Below are 11,571 nucleotides of genomic sequence, written 5' to 3'. Positions count from 1 at the left end.
GTGTATTTATGGCTGGGTCTCTTCTCACTGGTCTCTCTATCCTAATCATTGGCGATAGCCACCTTGCTACGCCCGATTACCTGATCGGTAGCCTTCACGATGACTTGCTGAGGAAGGGAGCCCAGGTACATAGCATCGGTGTTTGCGGGGCGCAGGCTGGAGATTGGCTGAAGGTTTCACCGGGTGGTACCTGTGGTGGTGCCGAGCGGCGGGGCCTGGAGAAAGCTGTAGTCCTGCGGGGTAAAGCCTCGACCAAGCCTGTCGGTGAGCTTATCGCCAGCGAGAAGCCGGATCTGGTACTAGTGGTACTGGGCGACACCATGGCCGGCTACGACAAACCGACATTTCAGCGGGCCTGGGCTTGGCAGCAGATCAGCAGGCTGGTACAGGCCATTTCCGCCAGCGGTACTCAATGTGCTTGGGTCGGGCCGAATTGGGGAGCGGAGGGTGGCAAGTATGGCAAGACCTATGCGCGTGTTCAGCAGGTATCTAGTTTGCTTGCCAGCAATGTTGCGCCTTGTAGCTATATCGATTCGCTGACGTTCTCCAAGCAAGGCCAGTGGGCCACTGTCGATGGTCAGCACCTGACGGCTCCAGGTTATCGGCAGTGGGGCTTGGCCATTAGCAGTGCATTAGAAGGTATTAGGAAGGAAAGGCGTCCATGAAGTACCTTCTGCTTACACTCGTCAATTTGATCTCGGTGATCGCTGTACAGGCCGCCGAGATTCCGCTTTACCCCACGGGCCCCAGTGAAGACTCTGCCTTTCTGCGCTTCTTCAATGCTGGGACCGGGGTGCTGGAGCTCAAGGCTGCAGGCTCGGGTGCGAGCCTGAGCGTGGATGAGCAGATGCGCGCGTCGGACTTTCTCACCGTGCCGGCGGGCAAGCCGGTGAAAGGCAGCCTCAAGCTGGGGGTTCACGAGCAGGCGCTGGACATTACCGTCGAGCCCGGCGAATTTGCCACCGTGGTTGGCTTGCCCGATGCACAGCAGGGCTTGCGCCTAGTCACCGTGCGAGAGCAGCCGGATGACTTCAACGCACTGAAGGCATCGCTGGCTTTTTACAGCCTGGACGCGTCGTGTGTCGACGCAGGGCTGCAAGCGGCAGGGCGTAACGTCGATATTTTCAAGGCGGTTGCCGATGGGAGCTTGCAGCGACGTTCGATCAATCCGTTGAAGCTTGCGGTGCAACTGCGTTGTGCAGGTGTTGCCGTCGGCGAACCGCTGGACCTCGGCGAACTGGCTGCCGGTCTGCGCTACACCGTATTCCTCGTCCCGTCAGCCGAAGGCCCGCGCCTGTATTCGGTGCAAGACAATCTGGCCAACTGACAACGCGACCATGGTCTTCGCCTCCCTTGAGTTCCTCATTCTGTTCCTGCCAGCATTCATGCTGGTATACGCGCTGGTCAGTCCGGGCGGGCGTAACCATGTGCTGCTGTTTGGTAGCTGGTTCTTCTACGGTTGGTTGAGCCCGGCTTTTCTTCTCCTGCATGTGCTGCTGACGGTAGTAGGTTGGGTCGGAGGCCTGCTGGTGGAGCGCACCCGCGAGGAATCGCGGCAGCGTATTCGCCTGCTGGTGGTGCTGATCACCATCAACGTCCTGGTGCTGTGCTGGTACAAGTACGCCAACATTCTTGCGGCTACCTTTAACCAGTTGATCACTTCCTACGGCGCCCTACCTTTTGAGTGGCAGAAAGTGGCATTGCCGGCGGGGCTATCGTTCATCGTCCTGCAGGTGATTTCCTACCTGGTCGATGTCCATCGGAAGGTGGTGCCGGTCGAGCATCGTTTCAGCAACTTCGCCACCTATCTGGCGATGTTCGGCCACTCGATTGCCGGGCCAATCATTCGCTATGACTGGGTACGCAAGGAGCTGGCGCAGCGTTACTTCAATGCGCAGAACGTCGCCCTCGGTTCGCGCCGATTCATGATCGGCCTGAGCATGAAGGTACTGGTCGCCGACAGCCTCTCGCCTCTTGTGAGTATGGCGTTCGCGCAGCAGAGCCCATCCTTCGTCGATGCCTGGATCGGCTGCCTGGCTTACTCCATGCAGCTGTTCTTCGACTTCGCCGGTTACAGCGCAATGGCCATCGGCCTGGGCCTGATGCTGGGCTTTCACTTTCCCGAGAACTTCAATCGCCCGTATTGGGCGCGCAATATCCAGGACTTCTGGCGGCGTTGGCACATCTCACTGTCGAGCTGGCTGCGTGACTACCTGTATATCGGCCTGGGTGGCAATCGCTTCGGTACCTGGAAGACCTATCGTAACCTTTTCCTGATCATGGCCATTGGTGGCCTGTGGCACGGTGGCGATAGCTGGAATTACGTGCTGTGGGGGGCGGCCCACGGTATCGCCCTATGCGTCGACCGTGCGTGGACGCGCAGCGGCTTGCCAGATTTGCCAGCGTGGCTTGCGCATACGGTAACGCTGTTGTTCGTATGCCTGGCCTGGACGCTGTTCCGTTCGCCAGATTTTGATACGGCGCTGAGCATGTACGCCGGGCAGTTTGGTCTGCATGAGTTTGCCTTGGGCGACGCCATGGCGGCCACCTTGAGGCCCGCTCATGGCATCGCCGCCGCGCTGGGGCTGGCGTGCCTGTTGCTACCACTGTATCAGGCGCGTGCCGAGGCCCGCTTTGGTGAGGTCTGGTTGTTCAGGGCTGTGGGCATGATATGGCCGGTTGCTGGGTTTCTGCTGTCATTTGCCCTGATCGCCAGTCGTGAAACCGTGCCGTTCCTGTACTTCCAGTTTTGAGGGGCGTGCCAATGTCCAAGAAAGGTTCCTCCATCGCCCCTGTCATGCCGAGCGCCATGATGATTCGCCTCAGCCCTTTGGCTGGGGTCGTCATGTTCGTCTTCCTGCTCAGCGGCCTGGGCTTTTGCCTATGGGCGATGTTCGTCAGCGACAAGGTCGACCTGCTGCCGGATCAGGTCACCTGGACAGATTTTCGTGACGGTGAAATCACCCATCGCATTGCCCGGGAGCTGGCTGAAGTGCCCTTTGCCAAGCGCGCCGCTGATCTGGAGCGGGCAGCGAGTTGGCTGGTGATCGGTGATACGGGACCGCGAGTACGTCAAGGTTGCCCGAGCTGGCTGTTCCTGGCGGATGAAATGAAGATCCATAGGCATGCCGACGTCAATGCGCGGGCCCGTGTGGAAAAGGTCAGGGCGCTAGAGGCGTGGCTGACCAAGCGTGACGTGCGCCTTCTTGTCGTACTGGTGCCGGACAAGAGCCGTATCGCTGCTGACCGATTGTGCGGCCTTGAGCGCTCTGCCGCATTGGCAGGGCGCGCCGCTCAATGGCAGCGCTGGGCGCAGGAAACTGGCGTGTCGGTTCTAGATCTGACGGCAGCGCTAAAACCGCTTGGCAGCGCAGCGTTTCTACGTACCGATACGCATTGGAGTGAAGAGGGTGCTGAGCACGCCGCGCAGCGGGTCGCGTCGCAGATCAAGAAGCTGGGTATTGATGTCACGCCAGTGAAACAATGGTCCCGCAGTTCGGGCGAGGAGCAGGTACGTCCAGGCGACCTGGTGCGTCTGGCCGGTCTGGACTGGCTGCCAGAAGGGCTGCAGCCTGCCGTGGAGAAGGTGAAGTTGTCGCGGTTCAGTGCTTTTGAGCAAGACCAAGGCATCAGTGAAGACGACCTGTTCGGGGACAGCCAGTTGCCTAATGTTGCCCTGATTGGCACTTCGTTTTCGCGTAACTCCAATTTCGTGCCTTTTCTGGAGCAGGCACTGGAGACCAGCTTGGGTAACTTCGCCAAAGACGGTGGAGAATTTGCCGGCGCAGCCAAGGATTACTTCAGTAGCCCGGCCTTCACACAGACACCACCGCGACTGGTGATCTGGGAAATTCCTGAGCGCGACCTGCAAACACCATTTGAAGACTGGAGCAGCCCTGACAAAAGTGATCCGGCGTAAGCGTCTGGCCAACACACCTCCCCGGTTCTTCCAGCTAGCGGCATGGTGTCCACCTGTTTTTGGTGGACACCATTTCAAGCCCCTTGCGGAGGATCTCCCGTGCCAGGCCAACGCCGCTCCTATCCCAAATCTTTCAAGGCCTAGGTCGTCGATGAGTGCACCCAGCCCGGCGCCTCGGTTGCCGGCGTGGCCTTGAGCCACGGCCTCAACGCCAATCTCGTGCATAAGTGGATTCGCCGCCAGCAGGCACAGCTGCCCGCTGTGCCTTCAGGTTTTATTCCAATTCCTCTCGTCCCGAGCGTGCCGGCTACCCCGAGTGCGGCCGACAGGGCCATCCAGATCGCCATTCCCCATCGGGCCGGCAAGCTGTCGGTGCAGTGTAAGCGTTCGCCGAACTCACCTTGCGCGACTCAGGCAGGTACCCACTGATGCGGCATTAGTTGGCCGATCTCACTCGCCCGCTGCGTCGGCAGGCGTGTCAGCACGTCCTTGAGATAGGCATACGGGTCATGTCCGTTCATGCGGGCCGACTGGATCAGGCTCATGATCGCCGCCGCGCGTTTGCCGCTGCGTAGCGAGCCGGCAAACAACCAGTTCGAGCGCCCTAGGGCCCATGGCCGGATCTGGTTGTCGGGTAGTCAGACGCGGTTGCCCGCGTCCAACCCCCTAAGAACCGTGCATGCGAGTTTCCCAGCACACGGCTCAAGCCTCCGCTAAGGCACCTCTAGGCACCCGGTTGTACGTCATCGGCATAGGCAAATTGCACATCCCTCGGGCAGCGCAGGTGGTATATCTCAAGATTAGCCGCCGCGTCCGTTCCGCCATGACCTAGCTTCACAATATGGCGACTATGCCACGGTGTGTCTTTGGTCACCGGCTTGAAGCAGACGCAGCACCGACCGCCCTGTTGCACCCAAATCCGGCTTGATCACCCGATCCCCTTCGACCATCAGTCGGGAGCTGCGCCGCAATCGAGGTGCCTGCGGTTGTTACTCGGCCCGTGCGGCCCGGCAGCAGATGCAGGCCCGCCGCTAGGTTTGTCGACCGATGCGAAAGCTGTTGCTGGGTAGCGAGCGCTTCGAGTTGGTGGCCCATCTGCTGCGTGAGCGTTTGTCTCCCGATCAGATTGCCCGCAAGCATGCGCAGCATGAAGGCTCCCAACCTCAGAGAGGCCTACGTCTGTCGCAAGACGATCTATAACGCGATCTATGCCCTGCCGGTCGGTGAACTGCGCAAGGAGCTGATCATCTGCCTGCGCCAAAGCAAGACGACGCGCAGACCGCGCTATGGCGGTGTGGATCGGCGCGGCCTGATCCCTGAGATGGTCAGCATTCATGTGCGTCCGCCGGAGATCGAAGACCGTCTGATGCCGGGGTATTGGGAGGCGACCTGACCAAGGGTAAGGCTAACGCCTCGTCTGTAGGCACGTTGGTGGTGCGCGCCAGCGCCGACCCACAGAGAGCAGTTCCTGGTAGATATGGTGATATTGCACCGTGTTGCGCGGTCGGCTACCAGGCAGCGGCGCTTTCGGTCGGCCAGTTCACTTTGATGGTACCGCTCGGGTGTGGGATTTCCAGACAGATAGTCGATGACGCGGAATCCGACTTTGTCCCAATAGCCTGCAAGGACAGAGGAATGAAAGCAGGTTGCAGCGCCATGGCTTTCTGCGTGTGCACTCGGATCCAGTAAGTATCCCCCGGCAAAGCCGGGGGCTTTAATCTATTAGCCCCTCAAAGGGGCAAGTAATGGGGCCGCCTGAAGGCGGCTGGCGTCACATGCCGAATTTGAGCTGATCATAGTGCTCATCTTCCTTTTCCTGATTTCGGATGTAAGCACGCACCATTTCCTCATCCAACCCCACCTTTGAGACGAAGTACCCTCTGGCCCAGAAATTCTCACCAGTGAAATTCTTCGTCTTGCCCATAAAGCGCCGGGCTATCGAGATCGCGCTCTTGCCCTTGATGTAACCAACCACATACGACACCGAGTGCCTGGGCGGAATACTGATACACATATGGACATGGTCTGGCATCAAATGACCTTCCACAATCCGACACTCCCGCTGCCTCGCCAACTCATGCAACACTTCACCCAGCTGCTTCCGGATCGCACCGAAGATTGCCTTCTTGCGCCTCTTCGGAATGAAAACAACGTGGTACTTACAGTCCCACTTCGTGTGAGCAAGGCTCTGATAATCTCTCATTGGGTACCCCTATCTCTTGGTCGAGACAGAAGGTTCCCGATGACCGCATCACACGGTCAAACCTCAAGGAGTCCCCCGGCTTAGCCGGGGGATTACCTTGTTTATTTATGGACGAGGTTTGCGTTGAGGCTGTGGCTCAGCGCAACGCTGGCAATCGAGGCCCCGGGCTGGGCGCACTCTTGAATAATCTGGGCCTTGAATGATTTGGAGTAGGAACGGCGTTGTGGCTGCATGAAAGACCCGCTTAAAAGGCTAGAAATGGTGTCCACTTAAATCAGGTGGACACCATCGCCTTTGGCGTCGGGGCCAGGAAGGTGTGTTGGCCGGACGGATACGCTGAACAGGCTCGTTCGATATGCCGAATAGCCGCTGTCGGTAAGTGTCTCAGCGAGCACGTGAGCTCCTCCGTCTTAAATATCAACGCCTGTAATGCCTGAGCCCGATGCCGATGAGGCATGTACCCACTACACCCACGACGACGCAGACGATGGGTCCCAGTCCCATGATGGGCCGCCGAGTTCGTTCAGCAGGGGATGCTCAAACAGCAACTTTGCCATCCCTAGCTGCCTGGAATTTGTAGTCATGAGCTCTAGTTCCTCACGTCAGGAGCGCTCAGGAACACGGTCATCCTGTGCGTCAGCTTTCGTCACTAAGCTCGACGCTCGACCGGTGGCCATTTTCGCTGGGGAGATGATGCACAAGAAAATAGAGTTTGGGCGGAATAGCTAATGTGTTAAATATCAACCACTTATCCGCACATGCAAGGCTCAACTTTCCAGAATCTTGCAAGATAAGCACAGCACAAGTGGCCAGCAAATATTGTAGGTCAAGTCGCGGCAAAGGGCTGATCCCTCAATCGACCGTACCGGAGCCTGATAGCACCGGGAATCTGTAGTCATAAGCCGGGAATCTGTAGTCATGAGGCACAAGATCAATGGGATCCGTCCTTGGCTTGGTTGGCGGGCTGTAACGAGGCGAAACAGTGTTGGGTGGTTGTATACGGCTTGTCTGGCTGTCACCATTAAAGCAGTCGGATGAGGCAGGGTAAGGAGTCGCTTCAGCCTATCCACATGCTCGCTCCGATAGGGGTTGCTATGAGCATGATGTAAAGTTTTTCTGGGCCATTTGAGCGAAACTTTACGTATTTCTTTACTTTTATGAACCTAGAGGCTGTCGATTTCTATGCAACATGATGATTGCAAAGGGTTTTTAATGATTAGAGCGCTTGGCAATATTGCTCTCAGCTACCTACAACCGTTCTGATTCGAACGTTAAGGCATCGCGCCATACCAACAACCCGGAGCAGTCGCTCCGGGTTTTTTTTGCCCGCAGAAATTGAGAAATATGAAGTTACGGGAGGGGCCTCTAAATATCAGATTGTCTGTGTTGTTGTAGGCGGTTTCTGAATTTCCTCTTGCGTCAACTATCTGCTGTCGCGATTGCTTAGCATCTATGTTTTCAAAGGAGTGGATCATGCAATCAGAGAGTGAAGGGTTTGATCGAATTGAATTTCAGCTGAATTCTTTATCAGGTGACTATCGGATCCCGGGGTTCAGCGAAGGCTACGCGGTATACCTCAAGGGTTGCGAAAAGGGGGCCGGTTACACTGGAGGCTTGCTGCTCCTGTTAGGTTTCGCCATTGCTGCGCTGGCCTTTGCAGCGCTGGTTTTCGGCCCGTCGACGATCTCCTACTACCGTTCTGCCGGCCCTTCCTGGTTTCAGTATGTTCAGATCTACGCAGGGCCGATAATTACCGCTGGCGGAGCGCTATTTACCTTGGGTGGCTATCTGTATTCAAGGAAGGCAATGGGGCGAGAGGCGTTCCTGGTGACGATCTACAAACTTATCGCGCCGGATGGGCAAGTTGTTACTGGAACAGTTCAAATCCGGTATCTGGGAGGCGATAATTTCAATATAGCAATCAACTGACGGGCAGTTGGGACACAGGGTCGAAAAACATTTTCCTCGCTTGCTCCCATCCCGCCGGCATGGCCTTCAAGGTGCGCAGAATCAGTAGGAGCAGCCTTGCGCTACAAAAGGGCCATTGCAGCCGAAGATCATCGCCAGGCCCACTGGCCTGTTCGCAGCACAAGGCTGCTCCTTGTACATAGATAATGTGGTGCTCACAAGGGCAGTACCGTAGCCCACTTGCTTAGTAGAACAACCGCGGCTCCGGCGAATCCAGCAGGCTTGCCAACTTGGTCAGGGCAAAGCCCAGTTCCTGGCGGCTGGGGCTCATCAGCGCGATGCGCACACCGCAGGTGGCGTGGCTACGTTCTGGTAAAAACTGGCTGCCGCTGACCACCGTCACGCCGTTGTTACGCGCAAGGTTGGCGAACTCGTCGCTGGTCCACGGCTCTGGCAACTCCAGCCAGATATGAAAGCTGTGGGGCTGAGTACGGATGTTGTATCGGCCAAGAATCTCCCGGGCCATGTGCTGGCGCGCGGCCGCCTCGTCCTGCTGTACCCGTACCAACTGGTCGGCCATGCCGCTGTTGATCAGGTTACTGGCCAATTGCGCCATCAATGGCGAAGGCATCCACACGCTGCTGCGTACCATCGACGATAACCGTGACAGGGTTTGCGGCGGAGCGTACAGGTAGCCGATGCGCAGCGCCGGCAGCACGCTCTTGGACAGGCTGGTGAGGTACACCGAGCGTTCAGGCGCATACGCGGCCAGTGGCTTGTAATCCGGGGCGGGCTCGAGAAAACCGTAGATGTCGTCATCGACGATGAACAGGTCGAACTCGCGGGCGATCTCGGCGATGGCCTGGCGCCGTGCGTGGGGCATGATCGAGTTGGTCGGGTTCTGGTGCGTGGTGACGCATACCAGCAGGGAAGGGCGGTGCTCCAGGCAGGCCGCGCGCAATGCATCAGGAATAATGCCGTGCTCGTCCATGGCCACGCCGCGCAGACGCCGGCCCATGCTGTGGGCCAGAGAGATGATGCCTGGGTAGCAAAACGACTCGCACAGCACCACATCGTCGCTCTTCGACAGGCTGCTGATGGCTACCAGCAGGCCATGCTGCGCGCCAGAGGTCAGTACAACCTGTTGCCAGCGTGCATCTGGCAGCCAGCGTTGAATCCAGGCCGCACCGGCTTGCTTGTGTGAGGTGTGGCCACCCTCGGTCACGTAGTCGAGTACCTGCCCCAAGTCCGAAGAAGTGGCCAGTTCGCTGATAGCCGTACCCAGCCACTCGCTCATGTGAGCGTCGTTAGGTTTGATGATCGAGAGATCGATCTGGCTGCTTTCGCCGGCAATGGGTGCGGGCAGCGACGGGATAGGCAATGGCTGCCGCCGCTGCTTTACAAATGTGCCCCGCCCGACTTCGCCAACCACCAGGCCACGCTTGGCTGCCTCGTCGTAGGCCCTGCCGACGGTGCCGGGCGTCACACTCAGTGCCTCGGCGAGGTCCTTGAGGGTGGGTAAGCGATCACCCGCTGCAAGCCGACCACTTTCGATGTCCTGTTCAAGGGCATTAGCGATCATCAGGTAAACCGGCTGGGTTTGATCGCCGTAATGAGGGACCCACATGGAAAACGCACCAGATTCTGCAAGAGCGCGCAGCCTAGCATGAAAGCCCAGATGCAGCTAATGATGGTAATCGTGGGAATTGAGTTGAATTAATTGTTTATTGCATCGATTCAATTTTCGTAATTACAATCATCGCATCAATCAGGGCAGGCTCACTCACGTCGGCCTTGGCAAAACACGCCATTGGATGGGCTTTGCTATGGAAATTCTCGGTGCTTACTGGGCGGAACACGCGTTGCTGGCAATCGTCATGCTCGGCGCGATCGCCTTCGTTGCAGGCTTCGTCGACAGTATTGCCGGTGGTGGCGGTCTGTTTCTGGTACCGGGTTTTTTGCTGGTGGGCATGCCGCCGCAGGTGGCACTGGGCCAGGAAAAACTGGTCAGCACCCTTGGCACGCTGGCGGCCATTCGCAACTTCCTGGCCAACAGCAAGATGGTCTGGCAGGTAGCGTTGGTCGGGGTGCCGTTCTCACTGCTGGGTGCCTACCTGGGGGCGCACCTGATCGTGTCGATCTCGCAAGAGACTGTAGGCAAGATCATCCTGGCGCTGATCCCGTTCGGCATCCTCATCTTCCTCACCCCCAAGGACCGCCCGGTAGAGGAACGAGAGCTGTCTTCGCGCATGCTGTACACCGTGGTGCCGTTGACCTGCCTGGCCATCGGCTTCTATGACGGCTTCTTCGGCCCCGGTACCGGGAGCATGTTCATCATCGCCTTCCATTACCTGCTGCGCATGGACCTGGTCTCCAGTTCGGCCAACTCCAAAACCTTCAACTTCGCTTCCAACATCGGCGCCTTGGTCGCCTTCGTCATGGCCGGGAAGGTCGTCTACCTGCTGGCATGGCCGCTGGTGGCCTGCAACATCCTGGGTAACCACCTGGGCAGTGCCCTGGCGCTGCGCAAAGGCAACGAAGTGGTACGCAAGGCGCTGGTGTTCTCGATGCTTTGCCTGTTCACCAGCCTGGGCGTGAAGTACCTGGCCTGACCTACTGATAGGAGAAAACTGATGAAAACCGCATTCGTAACTGGCGCCTCCTCGGGTTTTGGCCGTGCCATCTGCTGCACGCTGATCGGCAAAGGCTACCGCGTGATCGGTGGCGCCCGGCGCATGGACAAACTGAAAGCGCTGGAGGCCGAGTTGGGGGGCAATTTCATTCCGCTGGCGCTGGACGTCACCGACCCGGTGTCGCTGGAGACGGCGGTCGAGCAGATTCGGGATGCATCGCTGCAGATCGACCTGCTGGTCAACAACGCCGGGCTGGCGTTGGGTGTGGACCGAGCCCAGGCCAGCAGCGCCGAAAACTGGCAGCGGATGATCGACACCAACATTACCGGCCTGGCCATGGTTACCCACAAGATTCTGCCGCAAATGGTGGAAGCCGACAGCGGGATGATCATCAATATTGGCTCAATCGCCGGCACTTACCCCTACCCGGGCGGCAATGTTTATGGCGCCAGCAAGGCCTTCGTCCGCCAGTTCAGCCTCAACTTGCGTGCCGACCTGGCGGGCACCCGAGTACGCGTGAGCAACATCGAGCCGGGGCTCTGCTCGGGCACCGACTTCTCGGTGGTACGCCTGAATGGCGACCTGGACGCGGTGCAGGCGTTGTATCGGGATGTCGATGCCATCCTGCCGGAAGACATCGCGGCTACGGTAGCCTGGATTGCCGATCAGCCGGCGCATGTGAACATCAATACTGTCGAGATCATGCCGGTGGCGCAGAGCAGTGCGGCGCTGAATGTGGTGCGCAACCTGCCGCGTGCCTGACCCGGGCCCTACCACTGACTCAGGTCATCGCACGTTCCCGATTCTTGACTAGTCTTAACTATTGGCAGCCATGTATTGGCCGCCACCGTGACTATCAAGAGGCGCCGGCCATGTTCCGCGCGTCCACCACCTGATCAGGAGTGCAC

General features: G+C 58.4%; 10 protein-coding genes and 2 pseudogenes. 8 read left to right on the top strand and 4 right to left on the bottom strand.

Going from position 1 to position 11,571, the window contains the following annotated elements; translation table 11 throughout:
- Positions 1-8 precede the first annotated feature (8 nt).
- Genes ACF8MI_RS07360 through ACF8MI_RS07345 form a run of 4 tightly spaced genes read left to right on the top strand, consistent with a single transcriptional unit; the run spans position 9 to position 3,919 of the window.
- On the top strand, positions 9-665 hold the full coding sequence (locus tag ACF8MI_RS07360) for an SGNH/GDSL hydrolase family protein (protein ID WP_200929031.1): 657 nt from the start codon (positions 9-11) through the stop codon (positions 663-665).
- A complete protein-coding gene (locus ACF8MI_RS07355; RefSeq protein ID WP_200929032.1) occupies positions 662-1,327 on the top strand; it encodes an alginate O-acetyltransferase AlgF in 666 nt (221 codons plus the stop codon). Before ACF8MI_RS07360 ends, ACF8MI_RS07355 begins: the two co-directional genes overlap by 4 nt.
- Before the next feature lie 10 nt (positions 1,328-1,337).
- Entirely contained in the window at positions 1,338-2,753 is a 1,416-nt protein-coding gene (locus ACF8MI_RS07350; RefSeq protein WP_200929033.1) for an MBOAT family protein, read from the top strand.
- 11 nt (positions 2,754-2,764) lie between these two features.
- Positions 2,765-3,919, top strand: a complete 1,155-nt coding sequence (locus ACF8MI_RS07345) for a cell division protein FtsQ (protein ID WP_200929034.1) — start codon at positions 2,765-2,767, stop codon at positions 3,917-3,919.
- A 410-nt stretch (positions 3,920-4,329) separates the two neighbouring features.
- Here the strand turns inward: ACF8MI_RS07345 and ACF8MI_RS07340 are convergent.
- A pseudogene (locus tag ACF8MI_RS07340) lies at positions 4,330-4,551 on the bottom strand (transposase domain-containing protein); the annotation flags it as partial.
- 292 nt (positions 4,552-4,843) lie between these two features.
- Here ACF8MI_RS07340 and ACF8MI_RS07335 point away from each other — a divergent pair.
- Positions 4,844-5,365 (top strand): annotated as a pseudogene (locus ACF8MI_RS07335) (IS30 family transposase); the annotation flags it as partial.
- Positions 5,366-5,690: 325 nt separating this feature from the next.
- On the opposite strand, the gene tnpA reads toward ACF8MI_RS07335, so the two are convergent.
- Positions 5,691-6,122, bottom strand: a complete 432-nt coding sequence (tnpA, locus tag ACF8MI_RS07330; protein ID WP_200929035.1) for an IS200/IS605 family transposase — start codon at positions 6,120-6,122, stop codon at positions 5,691-5,693.
- 101 nt (positions 6,123-6,223) lie between these two features.
- The gene (locus tag ACF8MI_RS07325) at positions 6,224-6,355 is read right to left on the bottom strand and encodes a transposase (RefSeq protein WP_267909311.1); all 132 of its coding nucleotides are present in this window, start codon (positions 6,353-6,355) and stop codon (positions 6,224-6,226) included.
- 1,240 nt (positions 6,356-7,595) lie between these two features.
- On the opposite strand from ACF8MI_RS07325, the gene ACF8MI_RS07320 reads away from it, so the two are divergent.
- Entirely contained in the window at positions 7,596-8,051 is a 456-nt protein-coding gene (locus ACF8MI_RS07320; protein WP_200929036.1) for a hypothetical protein, read from the top strand.
- Between the two features lie 223 nt (positions 8,052-8,274).
- Here the strand turns inward: ACF8MI_RS07320 and ACF8MI_RS07315 are convergent, their stop codons facing one another.
- Entirely contained in the window at positions 8,275-9,657 is a 1,383-nt protein-coding gene (locus ACF8MI_RS07315; RefSeq protein WP_200929037.1) for a PLP-dependent aminotransferase family protein, read from the bottom strand.
- Positions 9,658-9,856: 199 nt separating this feature from the next.
- Between ACF8MI_RS07315 and ACF8MI_RS07310 the strand changes: the two genes are divergently transcribed.
- Positions 9,857-10,642: a TSUP family transporter gene (locus ACF8MI_RS07310; RefSeq protein ID WP_200929038.1), complete on the top strand. Its 786-nt coding sequence runs from the start codon at positions 9,857-9,859 to the stop codon at positions 10,640-10,642.
- Positions 10,643-10,663: 21 nt separating this feature from the next.
- Positions 10,664-11,425, top strand: a complete 762-nt coding sequence (locus ACF8MI_RS07305) for an SDR family NAD(P)-dependent oxidoreductase (protein WP_200929039.1) — start codon at positions 10,664-10,666, stop codon at positions 11,423-11,425.
- The last annotated feature ends 146 nt before the right edge of the window (positions 11,426-11,571 follow it).

It is taken from the genome of Pseudomonas sp. yb_9 (assembly GCF_043103635.1).
Classification (GTDB): Bacteria; Pseudomonadota; Gammaproteobacteria; order Pseudomonadales; family Pseudomonadaceae; genus Aquipseudomonas; species Aquipseudomonas monteilii.
The sequence above is the reverse complement of the archived record's forward strand: the minus strand, read 5'-3'. Positions and strand labels throughout refer to the sequence as shown.